This is a genomic window from Brucella tritici (assembly GCF_008932295.1).
Lineage (GTDB): Bacteria > Pseudomonadota > Alphaproteobacteria > Rhizobiales > Rhizobiaceae > Brucella > Brucella tritici.
Genome location: NZ_WBWA01000005.1, coordinates 108,696 through 131,989, shown reverse-complemented (window position 1 = coordinate 131,989; position 23,294 = coordinate 108,696). Strand labels below are relative to the sequence as shown.

Sequence of the window (23,294 nt, the reverse complement as noted above, 5' to 3'; positions counted from 1 at the left end):
ACGTTAGCAAAAATCAAAAGGGCGACCTATTTCTAGGCCGCCCTTTGTCATTGGTTCAACGCAAGTTTCAGTGATGTTGCGCTGGAGCCGGTTCGCCGCCTTCATCCGGTGACGCAACATATTCGCCTTCCACATCCTTCTTGGCGATGAAGGTATAGAACATCGGCACCACGAACAGCGTGAAGATCGTGCCGATCACGATACCGGTGAAGATCACCAGACCCATCGAGTAACGAGCGGCTGCACCGGCGCCGGTCGCGATGATCAGCGGCACAACGCCAAGCGCCATGGCGGCGGTGGTCATCAGGATCGGACGCAGGCGGGTTTCAGCCGCGACGATAATCGCGTCCCGACGCGAAAGACCATGCAGGCGGCGTTGCTGGTTGGCGAATTCCACCATCAGAATACCGTGCTTGGTAATCAGCCCGACAAGGGTGATGAGACCGACCTGCGTATAGATGTTGAGCGTACCGAGACCGATATTCAGCGGCACAATGGCACCGAAGATCGACAGCGGAACCGACATCATGATGATGAACGGATCGCGGAAGCTTTCAAACTGTGCCGCAAGCACGAGATAGATCACGATGACGGCGAGGCCGAAGGCGATCAGGATCGTGTTGCCCTGCTCCACTTCCAGACGCGACTGGCCGGAATAATCCAGGAAGAAGCCTTCCGGCATCTTGGATTTGGCCAGATCAACCAGAGTTTGCAGGCCCTGCCCGGTTGTGACGCCCGGCAGCGGCAAGGCTGAAATCGTTGCCGAGTTCAACTGATTGAACTGCTCGATCGCCGCAGGTGATGCGTTCTGGTTGATCGTGATGACCGACGACAGCGGAATCATCGAACCGGAAACGCTGCGCACATAGAAATCGCCGAGCTTTTCCGGGTTCGAACGATATGCATCGGGCACCTGCGTGATGATGTCATAACTGTTCGAATCGCGGTCGAACTTCGCGACCGATGCGCCACCGGTCAAAAGGCCAAGTGTCGAACCGATATCGCTGATCTGCACGCCCAGCGTCGCCGCGCGGTCACGGTCGATTGTGATCGTGATCTGCGGTGCGTTGAAGGAAAGCGAATTCTGCACAATGATGTACTGGCCTGAAGCCTGCGCTTCGTTCTTGATTTCTTCAGCCAGTGCGAAGACCTGATCTGCCGGGCCTGTCGATTGCAGGGCAATCGAGATCGGCAGGCCGCCGCCCGTTCCCGGCAGGGACGGAGGTGCGAAGATGAAAGCCTGCACACCTGCGACCTTGGAGATACGTGCGGTCAGGTCTTCCTGAATCTGCTTCTGCGAACGGGTACGCTCGTTCCAGTCCTTCAGAACCCACAGCGCGATACCCGACGTCGTGCCGCCGTCCATACCGACGATCTGGAAGCGGGTCTTCAGTTCGGGAAGATCCTTGGTCAGTTCGTCGATCTGTTCGGCGTAGAGATTGGTATAGGCCGAGGTAGCATATTGCGGAGCCTGGAACATCGAGAACAGTGCGCCGGAATCTTCTTCCGGTGCCAGTTCGCTCGACGTGTTCATGAACAGGAATCCCGTTAGCCCCATCAACGCTACAACGATCATCAGCGTGATGCCGCGATAGTTGAGCGAATTGGAAACGCGACGGTGATACCACTTCTCGAAGCGCGAGAAGGTCCGGTCGATGAACTTCTGGAACCGCGTCTGGTCGCCATGCTTGAGCATGCGCGCGCACATCATCGGCGAAACCGTCAAGGCGGCAATACCAGAAATGATGACGGCACCGGCAAGCGTGAAGGCGAATTCGCGGAACAGAGCGCCCGTCAGGCCGCCCGTAAAGCCGAGCGGCGCGAACACCGCCGCCAGCGTGATCGTCATGGCGATGATCGAGCCGGTGATTTCCTTCATGCCCTTGAACGCGGCATCCATGGGGCGCAAGCCCTCTTCGATATGCCGGTGGATATTCTCCAGAACCACGATAGCGTCATCGACCACAAGGCCGATGGCAAGAACCATGGCGAGCAGCGACAACAGATTGATCGAGAACCCAAGCACATAAAGGAAGAAACACACGCCGATCAGCGAGATCGGGATCGTGACAATCGGAATCAACACCGAGCGGAACGACCCAAGGAAGACAATGATGACCAGAATGACGATAGCCACGGCTTCGCCGATGGTCGTGAAGACTTCCTTGATCGAAGAGCTGATCTGCTCGGTCGCGTCATAGACGAGAACAAGTGACATGCCTTCCGGCAGCGATGCCTGGATAGACGGCAGTTCCTTGCGGACGGCAGCCGCCATGTCGATGGGGTTTGCCGCCGGTGTCGGGAAGACGCCGAGGAAGGTACCCGCTGAACCGTTGAACGAAACGATGGTGTCCGTGCTTTTTGCCGCGAGTTCGACGCGGGCCACATCACGCAGACGAACGACGTCGTCTCCCGAAGCCTTGATCGGCATGGCGCCGAAGGCTTCCGGGGTCTGCAAGGTCGACTTCAGTGTGATTGAGGATGCCACATATTCGTTCTTCGTCGTGCCCGGAGCCGACAGGAAGTTGGAGGCCTTGATTGCCGCCAGAACTTCCGGCGCCGTGATCTGGCGGGCCGCAAGCTGGATCGGGTCTAGCCAGACGCGCATCGAATAGACCTGACCGCCCAGAATTTCAGCCTTTGCAACGCCCTGAATGGTGGACATGCGCGGCTGGATAACGCGCTCCAGATATTCGGTGATCTGTTCGCTCGTCATGTTCGGGTTCTGCGCTGCCAGATACATGGTAGCGAAGTTCTGGCCCGTTCCCTTGACGATGACCGGATCGTCGGATTCGTCCGGCAGGTCGCCGCGAACCTGATTGACCTTGGCAATGACTTCCGTCAGCGCCGCGTCCGGGTTTGCGCCGAGCTTCATCTGCACGGTCACCGTGCTCGAAGACGGACGGCTCGAAGACGTCACATAGTCGATGTTCTCTGTGGTTGCGACCGCTTCGGCGATCGGTGCAGTGATGAAGCCCTGAATGAGATCGGCACTCGCACCGGCATAGTTCGTCGTGACCGTAATGACGGTTTCGTCGACCTTCGGATACTCGCGCACCGTCAGCTGCGCGATACCCTGAAGGCCCAACAGAATGATCATGAGGGCGACCACCGTGGCAAGCACGGGGCGCCGGATGAAAATATCGGAAAAGCTCATCGGGATCGCCTATTGCTTGTCAGCCGGTTGGCCGGCAGGAATCGGATTAACGGTGTTGTCGATTTTCACCGGAACACCGGGCGAAAGCCGGTTCTGGCCTGCCGTGATGATGATGTCGCCAGCCTTGAGGCCGCTCGTCACTTCGACAAGACCGGAATAACGGCGTCCAAGCTTGATGAAGACCTGCTGCGCGACCTGCTTTTCGCCCTCTTCCGGCTTGGCATCGGCTGCAGGAGCCTTGGCGGCGTTGTCGCCTTCGGCGGCCTTCGCGCCTTCCTGCTTCTGTTCCGGACGAACTGCGTAGACATAGTCGCCGTAAAGGCTGGAGATAATCGTGGTCTGCGGAAGAGCGATAACATTCTCTTCTTCCGGCAGCTCGACGCGAACCTGCACGAACTGGCCGGGGGTCAGTTTGTGATCCGGGTTCTGAACTTCAGCGCGCACCGAGACGAGACGTGTCGTCGGGTCGATCTTCGGGTCTATACCGACAATAGTGCCGGTGAAGTCGAGTGCTTCCGCAGTCGATCCGACCTTGACGTTCTGTCCAAGCTTCATCGAAGACAGCGACTGTTCGGGGACGGTGAAGTCGATACGCATCACGTCGGTGTTCTGCAGCGTGGCGATGACCGTGCCGGGTGTCAGATACTGACCGAGATCGACCTTGGAAATGCCGATAACACCAGAGAACGGAGCCTTAACGGACTTCTGCGCCAGCGTAGCGCGCATCTTCTCCACATTTGCAGCAGCAGCATTGGCAACCGAAGCGGTCGTGTCCACGTTCGAAACCGCACCGACGCCGCGCGTGCGCAGCGTATCGGCACGCTTCAGATTCTGCTGGGCAAGAACGGCTTCAGCTTCGGCGGCTGCGAGGTCGGCCTTCTGAATACTGTCTTCGAGCTGAAGCAGCAGGTCGCCTTCCTTGACGTCCTGATTGGCCTTGAAGTTGATCTTCTGCACGAGGCCGTCAAGCTGCACGGTCAGATCGACGCCGTTGAGCGCGTTGGCTGTGCCGATGGCTTCCACACCCGGCTTCCACACGCCCGGCTCCACCGTAACGGTCGAAACCGTCTGGGCGGGCTGCTGCATGTTGGCGAAGAAATCTTTGATCGCCTGTGATCGGAACAGGTTAAAGCCAACGAGGCCTCCAACGACGATCACGAGAAATATTATTGCCAGAATAAGGCGCTTGATCATTGCGGATGCACTCCAGATGGCTCCCTGATTGATCAGGGTTGGGGGATTGGCCGCGGCGCCTTCTTTCGCATTCACGCAAAGGTCGCGCGTATTTTACTTGTATGAAAGTGGCGAATAACTGTACCGTCTGGACGGTATTGTCAACACACGAACTGTCAGGAGACACCAGTAAGTTGCTAACAAAAAAGAAAGTCTCGTCGCGCGAACGTATTCTGCGCGCTGCTACCGAGCTTGCCCGTGAGATCGGACCCGCCCACCTCTCTCTCGATGCCGTAGCAGCCCGAGCCGGGCTTTCAAAAGGCGGACTGCTTTATTCTTTTCCGACAAAGGCCAAGCTACTCGAAGCGGTGGTCGAAGAATATATGAAAGAGCACGAACACGCCATGGAGGTTCAGGAAACACTCCAGAAAGGCGATGAAAACCGTGTCGCGCGGGCTTTTCTCGATGTTTACCGGGTTCAGGCCGATGATGAGCCGCCAGCTTGTGGTGTCCTTGCCGCGCTTGCCGAAGATCCGGGTTTCATGGTGCCGGTTCGGCAGTATCACAGGGCTCTTCTTGATCGCATGATCAAGGACACAACCGATCCCGATACGGCGCTTATTGTCTATCTGGCCGTCGCAGGTCTCGAATGCTCCAAATTGATGGAATGTGAAATTTTGAACGATGAGGAACAGCGCGCTGTTCTCGTCCGTCTGGAAAACATGCTGACAGAAAACTGACAGCTATAAGAAAAAAGGGCGCCGAGCGCCCCTTCATTCTGGTGGTTCGCGAATCAGAGCGGGGCTATATCGCCCCTCGCCCAGCCTTCCGAGGTTTCGGCGGAAAATTCGCCAAAGCGCCCATCGGCAATCGATGCGCGGATGCCCTTCATCAGATACTGATAATAAGCCAGGTTGTTCCAGGTCAGGAGCATGGCGCCGAGCGCTTCACCGGATTTTACCAGATGATGCAGATAGGCGCGGCTATAGTCGCGCGATGCCGGGCAATCCGATTCCGGATCGAGCGGACGATGATCGTCTGCATGGCGCGCATTGCGCAGGTTCACTTTGCCAAAGCGCGTGAAAGCGAGGCCATGACGACCTGCACGTGTTGGCATCACGCAATCGAACATGTCGATCCCGCGCGCTACGGACTTCAAAATATCGTCCGGCGTGCCGACGCCCATCAGGTAACGCGGCTTTTCCGATGGCAGGATCGGGCAGACCACTTCCAGCATGTCGAGCATGACCTGCTGCGGCTCGCCGACCGCAAGCCCACCGACCGAATAGCCCTTGAGGTCCATTGCCTTCAGCGCTTCCGCCGATTTTTCGCGCAGGCGTGCAACGTCGCCGCCCTGCACGATGCCGAACATCGCCTTGCCCGGCTGATTGCCGAAGGCGACCTTGCAGCGCTCGGCCCAGCGCAGCGACAATTCCATTGCGCGCTCGGTGTTCTTTTCCGGTGAAGGCAGCGCCACGCATTCATCGAGCTGCATCTGGATATCGCTATCGAGCAGCCCCTGAATCTCGATGGATCGCTCCGGCGTCATTTCATAAGGTTTGCCATCGATATGCGATCGGAATGTCACGCCATTTTCGTCGAGCTTGCGCAATTGCGCGAGCGACATGACCTGGAAACCGCCGGAATCGGTGAGGATCGGACCTTTCCAGCCGCCGAACTCATGCAGGCCACCCAGTCGCGCCACACGCTCGGCACCGGGACGCAGCATCAGGTGATAGGTATTGCCAAGGATAATGTCGGCTCCAAGCTCTTTCACCTGGTCCATATACATGGCCTTGACCGTGCCGGCCGTGCCGACCGGCATGAAGGCAGGCGTACGCACCACGCCGCGCGGCATGGAAATCTCGCCCTGACGAGCAGCGCCGTCGGTTGCCAGCACTTTGAATTCGAAGTTTTCGCTTGTCTTTAGGTTTTCCAGTGTCATGCGGTGTCTTTAACTTTGTCGGCTCGCTCAAGCAAGCTGCCGTCACCATAGGAATAAAAGCGATAGCCGTTGCGGATGGCATGGTCATAGGCGGCGCGCATCGTGTCGAGACCGCTGAAGGCCGATACGAGCATGAACAGCGTCGAGCGCGGCAAATGGAAGTTGGTCATCAGCAGATCGACCGCACGGAACTTGTAGCCCGGCGTGATGAAGATGTCGGTCGCGCCAGACCATGGACGGATGATGCCATCTTCGCCCGCAGCACTTTCGATCAGGCGCAGCGATGTCGTGCCGACACAGATGATCCTGCCGCCCCGCTCATGCACGGCATTGAGCGCATAGGCAGTCCGCTGTGACACATATCCGATTTCCGAATGCATCTTGTGGTCGGTGGTGTCATCGGCCTTGACCGGCAGGAATGTCCCTGCCCCCACATGCAGCGTTACGAAATGTTCTTCAACGCCTTTGGCCTTGATCTTTTCCAGAAGGTCGGGCGTGAAATGCAATCCGGCAGTGGGAGCCGCGACAGCGCCTTCCTCGCGGGCATAGACCGTCTGGTAGTCCTTGCGGTCGCGCTCGTCTTCGGCGCGCTTCGACGCGATATAGGGTGGCAGGGGAATGTGCCCGACCGATGCAATGGCCTCGTCCAGCATGGCGCCAGATAGATCGAACACGAGAAGCGCTTCGCCCGCATCGCCCTTTTCCGCCACGGTGGCATCAAGTGTACCAAGGAAGCAGCTTGAACCGGAATGGCCGAAACGAATGCGGTCGCCTTCCTTTACGCGCTTGCCCGGACGCAGAAATGCTTTCCAGCGATCCGGACCGGCGCGCATATGCAGCGTAGCGCTGACCTGCGAAATATTGCCGTCGCGCTCACGCATGCCTTCAAGCTGCGCGGGTATTACCTTGGTATCATTGAAGACAAGCGCATCGCCCGGCTGCAACAGATCGGGCAATTCGAATACCTGTCGATCTTCGAATGGCTGGCCGGGACGGACACGCAACAGCCTTGCGTGGTCACGCGGCTCCGTCGGGCGCAGAGCAATGCTCTCATCCGGCAAATCGAAATCGAAAAGATCAACACGCATTATGAACCTCTAAAGCATTTCCAGCAAAAGTGCGAAGCGGTTTTGCGTTCGGAAATGCGGTAAACAAATTACGGCCCCGGCATGAACCGGAGCCGTAATTTCTCAATGGAATCGGCAGGATCAGACGTCGGCAGCGATGCGGGCCGTTACGATCGTGTCCGGATCGGATACAGGCTCACCGCGCTTGATCTTGTCGACATTGTCCATGCCTTCGATGACCTGGCCCCATACGCTGTACTGGCGGTCGAGCCACGGAGCATCAGCAAAGCAGATGAAGAACTGCGAATTGGCCGAATTCGGGTTGGCCGAACGTGCCATCGAAGCAGTACCGCGCTTGTGCGGCGTGTTGGAGAACTCAGCCTTCAGGTCCGGCTTGTCCGAACCGCCCATGCCAGCGCGCGAGCCATTGAAATGAGCACCGCCGGTCTTGCCGAACTTCACGTCACCGGTCTGGGCCATGAAGCCGTCGATCACGCGGTGGAATACGACGCCGTCATAAGCGCCTTCGCGAGCCAGTTCCTTGACGCGCGCAACATGATCCGGCGCGAGGTCCGGGTAGAGTTCGAGAACGACATTGCCCTTGGTGGTTTCAAGAACGAGTGTATTTTCAGGGTCTTTGTAAGCCATTGGGCCTCTCCTTGTATTTACTTTTTATTGGCCTGAAGCGTGGCCTTGATGATCTTGTCGGGGGTTTCCACGGCGCCATTATCGGCTTCGCTACCCTTCTTTATCTTGTCGACGACGTCCATGCCGCTGACAACCTTGCCGACCACAGTATATTGGCCGTTGAGGAAAGCGCCGTCCGCAAACATGATGAAGAATTGCGAATTGGCCGAATTCGGGTTCTGGCTGCGGGCCATGCCCACCGTTCCGCGCACGAAGGGTTCCTTGGAAAATTCTGCCGGAATATCCGGATAGTCGGAACCGCCGGTGCCGACGCGCGAAGCATCGAAGCCCTTGTCCACGTTACCGAACTTCACATCGCCGGTCTGAGCCATGAAGCCCGGAATGACGCGGTGGAAGGCAACGCCGTCATAAGCGCCCTCACCAACCAGCTTTTCAATCTGGGCGACATGCTTGGGTGCGAGATCGGGGCGAAGCTGGATGGCAACATCGCCGTCCTTCAGCTTGAGAACCACGGTGTTTTCGGCCTTGGCGGCGGAAGCCGTCTGGACCGCCCCTTGCGACAGCGCGATAAAGGCAACAGCGGCAAGCGCCGAACGAATAAAGGACATAATCGAAAAACTCCCTGTGGTCAGGATTTGAATTTGGCGTTCAAGGCGGCAGCAACAGCCGCAGGAACGAAAGGCTTTATATCGCCGCCCATGGAGGCAATCTGGCGAACCAATGTGGCGGTAATCGTGCGCACTGCCGGGTCAGCCGGAAGGAATACGGTCTGTAATTCCGGCGCCATCGTGCCATTCATGCCCGCCATCTGCATTTCATAGTCGAGATCAGTACCATCACGCAAACCGCGTACCATCAATTGTGCGGCATGCTTGCGCGCTGCATCGATAACCAGCCCGTCGAAGGAAATGACCGAAACCCGGCCTGCATCCTTGCCCAATACAGCCTTGGAGCTTTCACCGATGAGCGCCACGCGCTCCTCGAAGGTGAAGAGAGGTTTTTTGCCGGGATGAACGCCGATTGCGACAATAACCTCGTCGGCAAGGCGCAAGGCACCTTTGAGGACATCCATATGGCCGTTTGTCACCGGGTCGAAGGAGCCCGCATAAATCGCGATCGTCATTTCTTCCAGCTAGCCTTTTCTGACGGGATTTTCAACAAGAACCACTGCGATAAGAAAACAGAAACCAAGAAACCAGATGAACGCGATATGAACAGCGATTTCACGACAAGTTCACAACCGATTTACCAAGATAGGTGCAAGTTTGGTGCAACCTTTTCGCTTCTGAAGCGTATGTATGTCGAAAGGATAACACGATGATGATCTTTCTTCTGGCATTATCCATGATGGTCGCGATGGCTGCATCGGCAATCATTTTGCTTCTTGAAGAGAATGAAACCAAGCGTCAGCGCGTGCGTCAGGTGGCATTCGACATCAACAGCTTGCGCAACATGCGTTCGCGCTGAGTATTAACAGCCGAGTTCACGCAATAGCGTTGGAGCTTGCTGGCAAAGAGTTTGTGTGATCGCCAATTCCTCCAGTCTTGGCATCTGAAAAAGGCCGATGGTTCCCGCCATCGGCCTTTTTCATTGATCTATATAAAAAGCCCAGATCCGTTGTTTTATCGCATTATCCGACGCAAAACTGTTTCACACTTTTGGCTCGGAAATACTCCAACCTGGGCTTTTGATTATTCCTCGGTGTCTGTGGCTGGTGCTTCGCCTTCAGAAGCTGCCTCGCCCTCATTACCGTTTTCTTCGTCGCTATCCGCTTCGGATATGCGTTCGACCGAGACGACCTTTTCGCCGTCCGCCGTGTTGAAGATCGTGACGCCCTTGGTGGAGCGTCCGGCAATACGGATACCGTCGACCGGCACACGGATGAGCTGTCCGCCATCGGAAACAAGCAGAATCTGGTCGCTTGCTTCGACCGGGAACAGGGCGACGAGCTTGCCGATTTCGTCGGTCTTCGACGTATCGGTAGCACGAATACCCTTGCCGCCACGGCCCGAAACGCGGAACTCGTAAGATGAGGACCGCTTGCCGTAACCGTATTCGCTGACAGTCAGCACGGTTTCTTCGCGAGCCTTCAACTCCTGATAGAGTTCTTCGGTCAGTTCCGCATCGGTTCCAACGTCTTCACCGACCACCACGATGTCGTCCGCGTCGTCCGCACCCTGCGCCCTGCGCTCGGCAATCGAACGCTTGAGATAGGCGGAACGGGTCGATGCATCGGCATCGACGTGATGCAGGATCGCCATGGAGATGACCTTGTCGCCATCAGCCAGATTGATGCCGCGCACGCCGATGGAATTACGGCCTGCAAAGACGCGCACATCGGTAACCGGGAAGCGGATGCACTGGCCACCGGCACAGGTCAGAAGCACGTCATCGAATTCCGTACAGGTATCGACCGAGAGGATTTCATCGCCCTCGTCGTCGAGCTTCATCGCGATCTTGCCATTGCGGTTGACCTGAACGAAGTCCGACAGCTTGTTACGGCGAACCGTACCGCGCGTGGTCGAGAACATGACGTCGAGGTTTGCCCAGGATTCTTCATCCTCCGGCAGCGGCATGATTGTGGTGATGCGCTCGCCCTGCTGCAATGGCAGCATGTTGATGAGCGCCTTGCCGCGCGACTGCGGTGTACCGACAGGCAGACGCCAGACCTTCTCCTTGTAGACAATGCCACGCGAGGAGAAGAACAGAACCGGCGTATGCGTATTGGCGACGAACAGGCGGGTTACGAAATCCTCATCCTTCGTCGCCATGCCGGAGCGACCCTTGCCGCCACGGCGCTGCGCACGATAGGTCGTTAGCGGAACGCGCTTGATATAGCCTGCATGGCTGACGGTGACGACCATATCCTCACGGGCGATCAGGTCTTCGTCGTCCATTTCAGCGCCGCCGAAACCGATTTCGGTGCGGCGTGGCGTTGCGAACTCGTCGCGAACCGCAATCATCTCGTCCTTGACGATCGTCATCACGCGCAGGCGCGACGAGAGGATGTCGAGATAATCGCGGATTTCCTCGCCGATTTTGTTCAGTTCGTCGGCTACTTCGTCGCGACCGAGCGCGGTCAGGCGCTGCAGACGCAGATCGAGAATGGCACGAGCCTGTTCCTCGGAGAGATTGTAGGTGTTGTCTTCATTGATGGTGTGGCGCGGATCGTCGATCAGACGGATCAGCGGAGCCACATCGACTGCCGGCCAGCGACGTTCCATCAATTGCTCGCGCGCCGTCGTCGGATCGGGCGCACGGCGAATGAGTGCGATCACTTCATCGATATTGGCAACGGCGATTGCAAGACCGACCAACACATGCGCGCGGTCACGCGCCTTGTTGAGCAGGAACTTGGTACGGCGCGTCACCACTTCCTCGCGGAAGACGACGAATGCGCGCAGCATGTCGAGCAGATTGAGCTGTTCCGGCTTGCCGCCGTTCAGCGCCACCATGTTGCAGCCGAACGAGGTCTGCAGCGGCGTGTAGCGATAGAGCTGGTTAAGCACGACATCGGCAACAGCATCGCGCTTGAGTTCCACCACGACGCGATAGCCTTCGCGGTCGGATTCGTCACGCAGATCGGAAATGCCTTCGATGCGCTTGTCGCGCACCAGTTCGGCCATCTTCTCGATCATCGAAGCCTTGTTCACCTGATACGGGATCTCGGTGATGATAATGGCTTCGCGGTCACCGCGCATCGGCTCAATGGTGGCGCGTCCGCGCATGACCACCGAACCGCGTCCGGTCGTGTAGGCGGAATTGATGCCTGCGCGCCCGAGAATGATGCCGCCGGTTGGGAAATCAGGACCAGGGATGATCTCAATCATTTCTTCCAGCTCGATGGCCGGATTGTCGATCAGCGCAATGCAACCGTCGATGATTTCGCCGAGATTGTGCGGCGGGATATTGGTCGCCATGCCGACCGCGATACCGCCCGAACCATTGACGAGCAGGTTCGGGAAGCGAGCAGGCATAACCACAGGTTCCTGCTCGCGGCCGTCATAATTGTCCTGGAAGTCGACCGTATCCTTGTCGATATCCGACAGGATGGATTCGGTAAGCTTTTCCAGACGGCATTCGGTGTAACGCATCGCTGCCGGAGGATCGCCGTCGATGGAGCCGAAATTGCCCTGCCCGTCGACCAGCGGATCGCGCATGGAAAAATCCTGCGCCATACGCACGAGAGCGTCATAAATGGAAGCGTCGCCATGCGGGTGATACTTACCCATGACCTCACCGACCACACCCGCCGACTTACGGTACGGGCGGTTATAGGCGAGGTTCATCTCGTTCATGGCATGGAGAATGCGGCGATGCACGGGCTTCAGGCCGTCGCGCACATCGGGCAGCGCACGGCTCACGATAACGCTCATCGCGTAATCGAGATAGGAGCGCTGCATCTCCTCGATAATGGAAATCGGTTCGATACCGCTAGGGCCGCCGTTTGGGCCACCATTCATATCGTCGGAACCGGGTGGAGGCGTTTGATCTGACACTATTCAGATTTCTTTCTCAACAGAATCGATAAAGTCACTTTATAACGGAAACCAGCAAAAAACGCCAATTTCACGACCGTTTCGGCGGGCTATTTCCGTCTGTCAATTCAATGACTTAAAAGATATTCACATAAAGATTGAGCAACGATGTTGCTCGTACTGGCGCTTTGCGTCGACCATGTGCCGTCGATCGTCTACAATCCATGTATCCGATTGAGCATAACATGCCAACAAGAAGGGCGCTTGCAGTATGGGGTTCTACGATACGGTTTTCAGTGCGTTCGTCACCCTGCTTGTTACAATCGATCCGCCCGGACTGGCGCCGTTGTTTCTGGCGCTGACGCCGGGCATGGAGCGGCATCACCGCGGACAGGTGGCGCTACGCGCCTCGATCATCGGTTTTATCGTGATGGCGCTCTTCGCCATTGCCGGTGCGCAGATTCTTGGCATGTTCGGCATTACTATTGGCGCGTTCCGCGTTGCCGGTGGCCTGCTGCTGTTCTGGATCGCTTTTGAAATGATTTTCGAGAAGCGGACGGAGCGCAAGGAAAAGAGCGCCGAGGTTGCGATCACCAAGGACCATATCCGCAATATAGCTGCCTTCCCGCTCGCCATTCCGCTGATTGCCGGTCCGGGCGCAATTTCGGCTATCGTGCTGACCTCGGACTCATTCCACGGCATCGGGCCGCGTCTGGCCCTTCTTGGCGTTATCTTCGTCTGCCTGCTGATTACCTATCTCGTGCTGCTGCTGGCAGAGCGCGTCGACCGGTTTCTAGGCGAAACCGGTCGTTCCATCCTGACCCGCCTTCTGGGCGTCATTCTGGCAGCGCTTGCCGTTCAGTTCGTTGCCGATGGCATCAAGACACTCATCAACGGTTAAGCCGATTTCTGCGCCTTCTTGCCGATCATCGCGTGACGAAGCTTGGACGAGAACCAGTCGATCACGGCAACAGCGATCAGGATCATGATGATCAGGAAGGAAACATCCTGAAGGTTCAGAACCTTGATCTGTTCCGCCAGATGCGCGCCGATCCCGCCTGCCCCGACGATGCCGATGATTGTCGCCGAACGGGTATTCGATTCGAAGAAGTAAAGAACCTGACTGCCAATCAACGGCAGAACCTGTGGCAGCACGCCAAAGCGATAACCGTGCAGCCTGCCCCCACCCGATGACACCACGCCTTCGACCGGCTTCTTGTCGGCCCCTTCAATGGCTTCGGAGAAAAGCTTGCCGAAGGCTCCGAAATCCGAGCAGGCAATGGCGAGAATACCGGCAAATGGTCCAAGTCCCACCACCGACACCCAGATCAGCGCCCAGATCAGCGTATCGACGCCGCGAATGGTGTCGAGGAAGCGGCGAATGCCGAAATGCAGGAAGACATTCGGGATAATGTTCTTGGCAGCCAGAAAACCAAATGGAAAGGCCAGGATCGCCGCCAGCAATGTGCCGAGATAGGCAATCGCCAGCGTTTCCATCATCGACCACAGATAGAGGCTGAAACGACCGCCGGACGATGGCGGCATCATCATCAGCGCGAAATCGCCAAGGCGACCGAGACCGTTCAGAATGCGCAGCAGCGAAAAATCGAGCCAGTAGAAGGCGAACCAGACCGAAGCGATGAGAGCTAGGGTTAAAATCGCCAGATTGCGCCACGCACGCGCATTTCCGAACAATTCGGCATGTTCCGCCCGAAGTTCCTTTTCGTGCGCGTGTGCCTCACGGGAGAGACTTTGTGCAATATCGGTCATAATTCTCTCTTCTGTTTGAGCATGATCTTTTCCCGAAAACCGGTTCCCACTTTTCGGGATCACGCTCCTCAACCAATACGGCCAAGCAGTGCGTGACGAACGCGCTGCGTAATGAGGTCGATGACAACAATGGTCACGATGATCAGAAGCAGGATGGCGCTGACATCGCTGTAATAGAACTGTCGGATCGAAGTGAGCAGTTCCTGCCCGATGCCGCCTGCCCCCACAAACCCCATGACGGAAGCGCCGCGCACATTGATTTCAAAGCGCAGCAGGCCATAGGAAGCAAAATTCGCGGCCACTTGCGGCAGCACGGCAAAGCGAATGACCTGCAGGCCGGAGCCGCCTGATGCGCGGATACCTTCCACCGGGCGCATGTCGATATTCTCGACGACTTCGGAAAACAGCTTGCCCAGCGCCCCTGTCGTATGAAGCATGAGCGCCAGCACACCTGCCATCGGCCCAAGACCGAAGGCAATGACGAAGAGCAGCGCGAAGACGATTTCTGGAACCGTACGCAACAATTCCAGTCCGCGACGGACGATGAAGCGAACCGTCGAATTGGGAGCCATGTTGGATGAAGCCGCGAAGGAAGCGGCGAAAGCGACGACTGCACCGATCAATGTCGCCAGATAGGCGATCAGCAGCGTCTCAAATAGCATTTTGAGCCAGCCGCCGAGGTTCCAGTACCAGGCTGCGAGGTCGCTCCAGAAATTGGCAAGGGTCAGATCCGGCAGAATGCGACCGAGATAGCTTGTGAAGCGAAAGAGATTTTCGACCAGCGTGCCCGGCCGAACATCGGCAACGACGGAGGCAGCAATGGCGACAACGACAAGCGCGAGGAGCAGCGCGATACCGTAGAGACGCCGTTTGCCGACTTCTCTCCGATAATCGGCAAGCAGTCCTTTTGCACTGTTGCCGTCGAGTGAGGATACCGTCATGCGAGATTCCTTTAGAGCGTATTTCAATCTGATTGCATCAGGTCGACGCTCTAACTGTTTGTTTTGACGCGCATCTTCTCCGAAAACCGGTTCCCACTTTTCGGGATGCGCTCTAATCAAGCATGACCTTGTCTGATCGGAGCAGGATCATAAATCAGTCCAGTGGACTGATTTCCCTGCGTAGGCGGTTCCGACTTTTCGGGATCATGCTCTAAAAAAATGCCCGGAACGGGTTACGTTCCGGGCACTTCAATTGTTCTGCGGATTAAGACTTGCGAGCCTTGTCGTTGAACTTGAGCATCTCGATGATCGGCTCATATTCCTTGGCTTCGGTCGCTACGAATTCCTTGTCCTTGCCGTCGGAAAGAGCGTCAAAGCCAGCCTTGTCCTTCGTCGGCATGTCGAGGAAAGCCTGCTTGATGTCTGCCTTCAACTGGTCTGGCAGCGTGCTGAGAACGGCGAACGGGCCTTCAGGAAGGAAGTCCGATTTGAAGATGACGCGGAAATCGTCCTTCGTCATTGCCTTGCCGTTGGCGTCTTTCAGAACGCCGCGGCTGACCATACGGGTCAGGTTGGAATCGTCTTCCGAGTTCCAGGAGTTGGCAGCGGCGTCAGCGGTGCCCTGCGCAAGTGCGAGGACTGCGTTTTCATGGCTGCCAGCGAAGAAGTTCTTACCGAAGAACGTATCGACGCTATAGCCTTCGCGGTTGAGGAAGAAGCGCGGCGCATTGTTGCCCGAGGTCGAGTTCGGATCGACGAGAGCAATGGTCTTGCCCTTCAGGTCGTCCATCTTCTGGTACGGGCTGTCGGCGCGAACATAAACGACCGAGTAATAGCCGTTGACGCCGGTGTCATGGCGCTGGTTGACGAGCGGAGTGGTTTCAACGCCGGTCATGACGGCGCGCGCATAGGAAGCCGGGCCATAGAATGCGATCTGGATGTTGCCGGCGCGCTGGCCTTCAATGACAGCAGCATAGTCGTTGGCGACGCGCAGCGTGACCTTCGTGCCGAGTTCCTTGCCGAGGTAAGCTGCCAGAGGCGCATAACGGTCAGAAGTGGTCGAAGCGTTTTCAGCCGGGATCACGCCCAGAACGATTTCCGGATAATCCTTGCTCCAGTCAGCAGCCTGAGCGGTGGAAGCCATCATTGGCATGGTCAGCGTTGCGGTAAGCGCAGCAGCCGCCAGAAAGTTTCTACGGTTAAGCATAGGTATCTCCTGTTAATCCTGAGTTTGGAGCGTGTTTCTTTTCCGGAGCTTTGTGCGCTCAGGCGGAAAGCTGGCGCAGAACGGCTTCAGCCGACTGCGGAACTGGCATAGGCATTGGCTCATCCTGCTGCTCATCGGCATCGATGACGTCAGCGGCTTCCATGCCGTAAAGGTCGCGTGATGCCATATCTGTCAGCATCGACGGTGTGCCGCGGAATACGATCTTGCCAGCAGACATGCCGACGAGGCGGTCGCAATAGCTGCGCGCAATATCGAGCGAGTGCAGATTGCAGAGAACCGTGATGCCATACTCGCGATTGATGCGACGCAGGGCGTCCATGACGCTGCGGGTGTTGCGCGGATCGAGCGATGCAATCGGCTCGTCGGCGAGAATGATGCGCGGCTGCTGGACGAGCGCACGGGCAATGGCCACGCGCTGCTGCTGGCCGCCCGAAAGTTCATCAGCGCGGTGCGCCGCAAGATGCGCAATGTCGAACTGCTGCAGGGCGGAAAGAGCGATCAGGCGTTCTTCATCGCTCCAGATACGCAGGAGCGATTTCGGCGTCGAAACATAGTTGAGACGCCCCATCAGAACATTGGTCAGAACATCCAGACGGTCAACCAGATTGAAATGCTGGAAAATCATCGCGCATTGTGCGCGCCAGTCACGCAGCCCCGAACCCTTGAGCCCGGTAACGTCGCGACCGTCCCAGTGAATTGTTCCCTCGGACGGCTCGACAAGGCGATTGATCATACGCAGCAGCGTCGACTTTCCCGCGCCCGAGCGCCCGATAATTCCCACAAACGTGCCCGGCTCGATTTCGAGGTCCACACCCGAAACCGCCACCTTGTCATTATAGCGGCGCGTTATGTTTTTCAGTTGAAGCATGAATTCGTCTCCATTCATGCTTACTCTGAATTGCTTCCATGACACTGCAATGAAAGCATAATGACGTTTGTGTAAATTTACACGCCGCTACAGGTGTTTTCCCTAAGCTATTGATTTAGCGGTTATTTCCTTCAGATGGTGAAGGAAGGTCTCTGTGGATGCATTGACATCGCCGGAATTGTCTATTGTGACAACATCCCCGGCACCGTCATCGAAGCTCACTTCACGCGCAAGCCGCGCGGCGATTTCGTCCCGGCTTTCGCGACCACGTGATGCAAGCCGTTCTGCCAGAACGTCCGGCCGGGCCGTTATCACAACCACAGAGCGCGACGTGTAGAGCCTGCGGATATCGCCCAGAACCCGGCGCGAAACATTGGCTATCACCACGGTGCCCTCGGCGATTTCATCCTCAATCGATTTCGGCAAGCCATAGCTCAGGCCGTGTGCCTGCCAGTGCAGGGCGAAAGCTCCCTCGCCTGCCGATTTTGCAAATGCCGTCTCATCCAGACTGTCATGATCTTCGGTTCCCGGCATTTGCGGGCGTGTGATGATGCGACGTACAAAATGAAAACGCGTGTCGCCCGCAAGGGCCACACGCGCTGCATCCATGATCGTATCCTTGCCGGCCCCGCTGGGGCCGACGACGGCGACGAAACAGCCTTTCGGCATATCGGATTGCATTTGCATCAGAGCACCCGTTCGCCTTCGCGCCAGACAGTGCGGACAACCGGGATCGCACCTTTCGGGCGCACGCGAACCAGATCGGCACGTTTCCCGATAGCGATTTCGCCGCGATCATCCATGGCCATGGCATCAGCCGGGTTCTTTGTTACAAGGCGGACGGCCTGTGGCAGCGCAATCGGACGTTCGCCCGAAGCAAGGCCGAAAGCCGACTGAATAAGGCTGAACGGAATGTAATCCGAAGACAGGATGTCGAGGCTGCCATTGTCGACGAGATCGCGTGCAGCGATATTGCCCGAATGGGAGCCACCGCGAACGATGTTCGGCGCGCCCATCAGGATCGAGAGGCCTGCGCCTTTGGAAGCATTGGCGGCTTCCATCGTGGTCGGAAACTCGGCAATCCGCACGCCATGGTCGAGTGATTCATCGACATGGGCGCAGGTCGCATCATCGTGGCTGGCCAGAACGATGTCGCGCGTCGCCGCCAGTTCGGCAATGGCGCGACGATGTCTGGCCGAATAGGCGTCGGAATCTGCCATGCGCTTCTCACAATGCACCCGGAACTCCTCATCCGTGAGCTTCATCTTGCGCATGTAATAAGTGCGATAGGTCTCAAGATCAACGAATTGACGCTGGCCGGGCGCATGATCCATCAGCGAAGCGAGTTTGACGCGGTCATCGCCTGCGAAAAGCTCGAATGTTTCAAGGCAATCTGCTGAGGAAACTTCGCAGCGTAGATGCAGAAAGTGGTCTGCACGCAGGCGATTTTCGCGAACACCGCTTTCAATGGCGTCCGCAAGCATGCGCATATCCTTGCCCACGAAGTCGCGATCATAGTCCGTGCCGACGCGCATCGCATCGAAAACTGTCGTAATGCCGGATGCTGCTACTTGCGCATCATGCGCCTGAACCGCTGCATCGACATTCCAGCGCACTTTCGGGCGCGGCGCATAATGGCTTTCGAGCTGGTCGGTGTGCAACTCGATGAGACCCGGAATGACATAATCGCCGTCCATGTCATCGCCGCCATTGGCATTGCCTTGATCGATGGCGGCAATTTTGCCGTCACGGATCAAAATTGAACCGGAAACAATCTCGTCAGCGAGCACGATCTGCGCATTTTTCAGAACGATTTCATTAGCCATTGGATAGCTCTTTCATGACCGCATTTGTGTTAGCGGCAGTTTCATATTTCGATAGGAAAGCTTCGATATCGAGCGCGCGAAAATCATCGAGCGCATCGCGCAGACGATCATGGCTCCAGTCCCACCAGGCCAGACGATCCAGACGATTGCCGGTCGCAGCGTCGAAGCGTTCGCGAATGAGACGCGCCGGTACGCCGCCCACGATCGTATAGGGGGCCACGTCCTTGCTCACCACCGCACCAGCACCAACAACGGCACCATTGCCAACTGTCACACCCGGCAAGATGGTGGAGCCATGGCCGAGCCATGTGTCGTGACCAATTTTCACGGCATTGCCGCGACGCCAATCAAAGAACTCCGTCTCATCCTTTTCTTCCGGCCAGTAATCACCGGCGCGGTAGGTGAAATGATGCAACGTCGGACGCCATGTCGGATGGTTGGTGGCGTTGATACGCACATGGCTGGCGATATTGGAAAACTTGCCGATTTCCGCACACCAGATTTCGCAATCGACGCCGAGATAGGAATAGTCGTCGAGCACAGTCTCCGAAACGCGACTGCGCTCGCCGATCTCCGTATAACGACCGAGTGTGCAACCGCTGACGATGGCGGTTTCATGCACCAGCGGTTCTACCGATAGCTTGGTCATGCCGCCGCCCTTGGAGAGAAAGCCGTCACGTCGATAATCCGGTCGGCAACTTCCGTGCGCACGTCCTCATCGTGGAAAATGCCGAGCATGGCGACGCCCTGCTCCTTCTTGGTCTTGATGAGATCAACCACGACCGCACGGTTCTTCGCATCGAGCGAGGCGGTAGGCTCATCGAGCAGCAGTACCGGATGATCCGTGATGAAACCGCGTGCGATGTTCACGCGCTGCTGTTCACCGCCGGAGAAAGTTGCAGGCGGCAAGGCCCACAGACGTTCCGGCAGGTTGAGTTGTGACAGAAGCTCGCGAGCGCGTTTCAGCGCCACTTCGCGATCAACTCCACGAGCCACCAATGGCTCCGCAACGACATCGATTGCCGCCACACGCGGCAATGTGCGCAGGAACTGGCTGACATAACCAATCGTATCACGACGCACCGCCAGCACTTCACGCGGATCAGCAGTGGCAAGATCGACAACCGCGTCGGCATGACGGATCAGGATTGAACCACCATTGACCGCATAATTACCGTAGACCATTTTCAGGATCGAGCTTTTGCCTGCACCCGAAGGACCGCCAAGCACGGCGCATTCACCGGCATGGAGTTCAAAATTCACGCCGCGAACGACCGGAAGTTCAATGCCGCCTTGAAGATGCATGACGAAGGTTTTCGTGACATCGGTAACGGCAAGCGGGGCTGATATTTGCAACATAGACATTTTTCACCTCACGCAAGAAGTTCGGCTAATTTAGGAACAACGTGCGATAAATATCTGTCTTAGTTTACTAAACCTGCAATATAGATGACACAAGAAGCTGCGTGTAAGGCGCCTGCGGGTCATCCAGAACGCGGTCGGTCAGGCCCTGTTCGACAATATGGCCGTCTTTCATGACCATGATGCGATGGGACAGAAGTCGGGCCACGGCGAGATCGTGAGTAACGATAATCACCGAGAGACCAAGATCACTCACCAGACCGCGCAACAGGTCGAGAAGACGTGCCTGCACGGACACGTCGAGACCGCCGGTCGGTTCATCCATGAAAACAAGACGCGGCGCAGTCACCAGATTGCGGGCAATCTGCAAGCGCTGGCGCATACCACCGGAGAAGGCGCGTGGCTGATCGTCGATACGGTCGGAAGCTATTTCGACACGACCGAGCCATTCCGTGGCCGTCGAGCGGATATTGCCATAATGGCGCTCACCAACAGCCATCAGACGTTCGCCGACATTGGCGCCAGCCGAAACCGTCATGCGCAATCCGTCTGCCGGGTTCTGGTGCACAAAACCCCAGTCGGTCCGCATCAGGAAACGGCGTTCCGCCTCGCCGATCTTGTAGAGATCGCGGAATTCACCGTCACGCATCCGGTATTCAACCGTGCCGGACGTCGGTTCCAGACGGGTTGCCAGACTGTTCAGGAGCGTCGTTTTGCCGGAACCGGATTCGCCGACGATGGCCAGCACTTCGCCCGGCCACAGATTGAAGGAAATGTCCGCACAGCCCCGGCGATTGCCGTAAAATTTCGACAGGCTGTTTACTCTCAGCAGGGGTTCGCTGTTCATTTTACTGTCTCCTTGGCCGCGGCCTCATTGTTCGCAGCCAGATGACCGAAATGGCCGTTGGCCTGACGGTCTTCGCAAAAATCAGTGTCGGAGCACACAAACATCGAGCCGCCGCGATCATCGAGTACGACTTCGTCCAGATAGACGCCCTTCGCACCGCACAGCGCACAGGGTTCCTTGAACTTCTGCACTTCGAACGGATGATCCTCGAAGTCGAGGCTCACCACCTGCGTGTAAGGCGGAACGGCATAGATGCGCTTTTCGCGACCGGCACCGAACAATTGCAATGCCGGAGACATATGCATTTTCGGATTGTCGAATTTAGGCGTCGGCGAAGGCGCCATCACATAGCGCCCCTCGATCATCACCGGATAATCGTAGGTCTTGGCGATATGGCCGTGACGCGCAATGTCTTCGTAGAGCTTCACATGCATGAGCCCATATTCGGCAAGTGCGTGCATCTTGCGGGTTTCGGTTTCGCGCGGTTCCAGAAAACGCAACGGCTCGGGGATCGGCACCTGATAGACGATCACTTGCCCTTCGGTCAGCGGATATTCCGGAATGCGGTGACGGGTCTGGATGATGGTCGCCTCGCCCGTATGGGTCGTCACGGCAACATCGGCTGTTTTCTGGAAGAAAGCGCGGATGGAGACGGCATTGGTCGTATCGTCGGCCCCCTGATCGATGACCTTCAGCACATCGTCCGGCCCGATGATCGAGGCGGTTACCTGCACACCGCCGGTGCCCCAGCCATAGGGCATCGGCATTTCACGGCTGGCGAAAGGCACCTGATAGCCGGGAACGGCAATGGCCTTCAGGATGGCGCGGCGGATCATCCGCTTGGTCTGCTCGTCCAGATAGGCGAAGTTGTAATTGGCCAGATCGCTCATTCTGCGGCCTCTTTCATCTGGTTGTGCGCTTGGTCATATTCCGCACGCATACGGCGGATGAGATCGAGTTCTGCCTGGAAATCCACGTAATGCGGCAGTTTCAGATGCTCAACGAAACCGGTGGACTGCACATTGTCGGAATGGGAGATGACGAATTCCTCATCCTGTGCGGGAGCGGTCACATCCGTATCGAACTCGCGAACACGCAGCGCACGGTCGCAGAGCGACATGGACATGGCCTTGCGCTCACTCTGGCCGAACACCAGCCCGTAGCCGCGTGTGAATTGCGGTGGCTGCTTGGCCGAGCCCTTGAACTGGTTGACCATCTGGCATTCGGTCAGTTGTACGCGACCGAGCGAAACGGCAAAGCCAAGTTCCGGCACGTCGAACTCGACATCCACTTCGCCAATGCGGATTTCGCCGACGAAAGGATGGTTATTGCCATAGCCGCGCTGGGTGGAATAGCCGAGCGCCAGCAGGAAGCCTTCATCGCCACGCGCCAGTGCCTGAAGGCGCAGGTCGCGTTCCATCGGAAATGTCCAGGGTTCGCGGGTCAGGTCGCCCGGTTCGTGACCTTCCGGCAGAGAGCCGTCATCCTCGATCATCCCGTTGACACCGAGAATATCGGTTACACGTGGAGTTTCCTGGATTTCAGCTTCACGCATTTCCGGTTCCGGCACGGCCACATCGCCTGCCAGATCCGGATCAAGAAGCCGATGCGTATAATCGAAAGTCGGTCCCAGAAGCTGGCCACCGGGCAAATCCTTATAGGTCGCCGAAATGCGACGCTCGATCAGCATCTGGGCTGTTTCCATCGGGCGGGAATAGCCAAAGCGCGGCAAGGTGGTACGGTAGGCGCGCACCAGAAAGATTGCTTCGATCAGATCGCCACGGGACTGACGGACGGCAAGTGCGGCCAGTTCGCGATCATAAAGCGAACCCTCGGCCATGACGCGATCGACCGCCAGCGCAAGCTGCTCGACAATCTGATCGAGACGCAGTGCCGGGACCGAGCGGTCGCCGCGACGGCGATCATCAAGAAGACGGTGGGCATTGCGGATGGCTGTTTCGCCACCCTTTACGGCAACATACAT

General features: G+C 57.2%; 22 protein-coding genes. 3 read left to right on the top strand and 19 right to left on the bottom strand.

Going from position 1 to position 23,294, the window contains the following annotated elements:
• Nucleotides 1–67 precede the first annotated feature (67 nt).
• Both F9K91_RS07525 and F9K91_RS07520 read right to left on the bottom strand, forming a co-directional pair.
• Complete coding sequence (locus tag F9K91_RS07525) at nt 68–3,157, bottom strand: efflux RND transporter permease subunit (RefSeq protein WP_151554950.1); 3,090 nt, start codon at nt 3,155–3,157, stop codon at nt 68–70.
• Between the two features lie 9 nt (nt 3,158–3,166).
• A complete protein-coding gene (locus F9K91_RS07520) occupies nt 3,167–4,351 on the bottom strand; it encodes an efflux RND transporter periplasmic adaptor subunit (RefSeq protein WP_151677535.1) in 1,185 nt (394 codons plus the stop codon).
• Between the two features lie 101 nt (nt 4,352–4,452).
• On the opposite strand from F9K91_RS07520, the gene F9K91_RS07515 reads away from it, so the two are divergent.
• Nucleotides 4,453–5,070 (top strand): TetR/AcrR family transcriptional regulator, encoded by a 618-nt coding sequence (locus tag F9K91_RS07515; protein ID WP_369798318.1) that lies wholly within the window; start codon nt 4,453–4,455, stop codon nt 5,068–5,070.
• A gap of 53 nt (nt 5,071–5,123) precedes the next feature.
• Here the strand turns inward: F9K91_RS07515 and tgt are convergent, their stop codons facing one another.
• From tgt to coaD, 5 genes are all read right to left on the bottom strand, one after another.
• A complete protein-coding gene (tgt, locus tag F9K91_RS07510) occupies nt 5,124–6,275 on the bottom strand; it encodes a tRNA guanosine(34) transglycosylase Tgt (RefSeq protein ID WP_061346320.1) in 1,152 nt (383 codons plus the stop codon).
• On the bottom strand, nt 6,272–7,363 hold the full coding sequence (gene queA, locus F9K91_RS07505) for a tRNA preQ1(34) S-adenosylmethionine ribosyltransferase-isomerase QueA (protein WP_151677534.1): 1,092 nt from the start codon (nt 7,361–7,363) through the stop codon (nt 6,272–6,274). The genes tgt and queA overlap by 4 nt, the downstream gene beginning before the upstream one ends.
• Before the next feature lie 120 nt (nt 7,364–7,483).
• Nucleotides 7,484–7,990: a peptidylprolyl isomerase gene (locus F9K91_RS07500; protein WP_061346322.1), complete on the bottom strand. Its 507-nt coding sequence runs from the start codon at nt 7,988–7,990 to the stop codon at nt 7,484–7,486.
• Between the two features lie 17 nt (nt 7,991–8,007).
• Nucleotides 8,008–8,598, bottom strand: coding sequence for a peptidylprolyl isomerase (locus tag F9K91_RS07495; protein ID WP_151677533.1), 591 nt, complete (start codon nt 8,596–8,598; stop codon nt 8,008–8,010).
• Between the two features lie 20 nt (nt 8,599–8,618).
• On the bottom strand, nt 8,619–9,113 hold the full coding sequence (gene coaD / locus F9K91_RS07490; RefSeq protein WP_109987838.1) for a pantetheine-phosphate adenylyltransferase: 495 nt from the start codon (nt 9,111–9,113) through the stop codon (nt 8,619–8,621).
• Nucleotides 9,114–9,307: 194 nt separating this feature from the next.
• Here coaD and F9K91_RS25940 point away from each other — a divergent pair, with 194 nt between their 5' ends.
• Nucleotides 9,308–9,457: a hypothetical protein gene (locus F9K91_RS25940; RefSeq protein WP_167522188.1), complete on the top strand. Its 150-nt coding sequence runs from the start codon at nt 9,308–9,310 to the stop codon at nt 9,455–9,457.
• Between the two features lie 224 nt (nt 9,458–9,681).
• On the opposite strand, the gene gyrA is transcribed toward F9K91_RS25940, so the two are convergent.
• Nucleotides 9,682–12,453, bottom strand: a complete 2,772-nt coding sequence (gene gyrA / locus F9K91_RS07480) for a DNA gyrase subunit A (protein WP_061346500.1) — start codon at nt 12,451–12,453, stop codon at nt 9,682–9,684.
• A gap of 286 nt (nt 12,454–12,739) precedes the next feature.
• On the opposite strand from gyrA, the gene F9K91_RS07475 reads away from it, so the two are divergent.
• The gene (locus F9K91_RS07475) at nt 12,740–13,369 is read left to right on the top strand and encodes a MarC family protein (protein ID WP_151554955.1); all 630 of its coding nucleotides are present in this window, start codon (nt 12,740–12,742) and stop codon (nt 13,367–13,369) included.
• On the opposite strand, the gene phnE (F9K91_RS07470) is transcribed toward F9K91_RS07475, so the two are convergent.
• The 11 genes from phnE (F9K91_RS07470) to F9K91_RS07420 all read right to left on the bottom strand — a co-directional run bounded on the left by phnE (F9K91_RS07470) (nt 13,366) and on the right by F9K91_RS07420 (nt 23,294).
• Nucleotides 13,366–14,238, bottom strand: coding sequence for a phosphonate ABC transporter, permease protein PhnE (gene phnE, locus F9K91_RS07470; RefSeq protein WP_151554956.1), 873 nt, complete (start codon nt 14,236–14,238; stop codon nt 13,366–13,368). The two genes, F9K91_RS07475 and phnE (F9K91_RS07470), sit on opposite strands and share 4 nt — an antisense overlap.
• A gap of 68 nt (nt 14,239–14,306) precedes the next feature.
• Nucleotides 14,307–15,179 (bottom strand): phosphonate ABC transporter, permease protein PhnE, encoded by an 873-nt coding sequence (gene phnE / locus F9K91_RS07465; RefSeq protein WP_151651225.1) that lies wholly within the window; start codon nt 15,177–15,179, stop codon nt 14,307–14,309.
• Between the two features lie 265 nt (nt 15,180–15,444).
• Complete coding sequence (gene phnD / locus F9K91_RS07460; RefSeq protein ID WP_151554958.1) at nt 15,445–16,386, bottom strand: phosphonate ABC transporter substrate-binding protein; 942 nt, start codon at nt 16,384–16,386, stop codon at nt 15,445–15,447.
• A 58-nt stretch (nt 16,387–16,444) separates the two neighbouring features.
• Entirely contained in the window at nt 16,445–17,275 is an 831-nt protein-coding gene (gene phnC, locus F9K91_RS07455; protein WP_151643431.1) for a phosphonate ABC transporter ATP-binding protein, read from the bottom strand.
• A 102-nt stretch (nt 17,276–17,377) separates the two neighbouring features.
• Nucleotides 17,378–17,956, bottom strand: a complete 579-nt coding sequence (gene phnN, locus F9K91_RS07450) for a phosphonate metabolism protein/1,5-bisphosphokinase (PRPP-forming) PhnN (protein ID WP_151677609.1) — start codon at nt 17,954–17,956, stop codon at nt 17,378–17,380.
• A 5-nt stretch (nt 17,957–17,961) separates the two neighbouring features.
• Nucleotides 17,962–19,101 carry an alpha-D-ribose 1-methylphosphonate 5-triphosphate diphosphatase gene (locus F9K91_RS07445; RefSeq protein WP_151677532.1) on the bottom strand — a complete coding sequence of 380 codons (1,140 nt, stop codon included), beginning with the start codon at nt 19,099–19,101 and terminating at the stop codon, nt 17,962–17,964.
• Nucleotides 19,094–19,750, bottom strand: a complete 657-nt coding sequence (locus F9K91_RS07440) for a DapH/DapD/GlmU-related protein (RefSeq protein WP_151677531.1) — start codon at nt 19,748–19,750, stop codon at nt 19,094–19,096. Before F9K91_RS07440 ends, F9K91_RS07445 begins: the two co-directional genes overlap by 8 nt.
• The gene (gene phnL / locus F9K91_RS07435; RefSeq protein WP_167522197.1) at nt 19,747–20,451 is read right to left on the bottom strand and encodes a phosphonate C-P lyase system protein PhnL; all 705 of its coding nucleotides are present in this window, start codon (nt 20,449–20,451) and stop codon (nt 19,747–19,749) included. The genes F9K91_RS07440 and phnL overlap by 4 nt, the downstream gene beginning before the upstream one ends.
• Nucleotides 20,452–20,533: 82 nt before the next feature.
• On the bottom strand, nt 20,534–21,310 hold the full coding sequence (phnK, locus tag F9K91_RS07430; RefSeq protein WP_010660129.1) for a phosphonate C-P lyase system protein PhnK: 777 nt from the start codon (nt 21,308–21,310) through the stop codon (nt 20,534–20,536).
• Nucleotides 21,307–22,200 (bottom strand): alpha-D-ribose 1-methylphosphonate 5-phosphate C-P-lyase PhnJ, encoded by an 894-nt coding sequence (locus F9K91_RS07425; RefSeq protein ID WP_151554962.1) that lies wholly within the window; start codon nt 22,198–22,200, stop codon nt 21,307–21,309. The genes phnK and F9K91_RS07425 overlap by 4 nt, the downstream gene beginning before the upstream one ends.
• Entirely contained in the window at nt 22,197–23,294 is a 1,098-nt protein-coding gene (locus F9K91_RS07420) for a carbon-phosphorus lyase complex subunit (RefSeq protein WP_151554963.1), read from the bottom strand. The genes F9K91_RS07425 and F9K91_RS07420 overlap by 4 nt, the downstream gene beginning before the upstream one ends.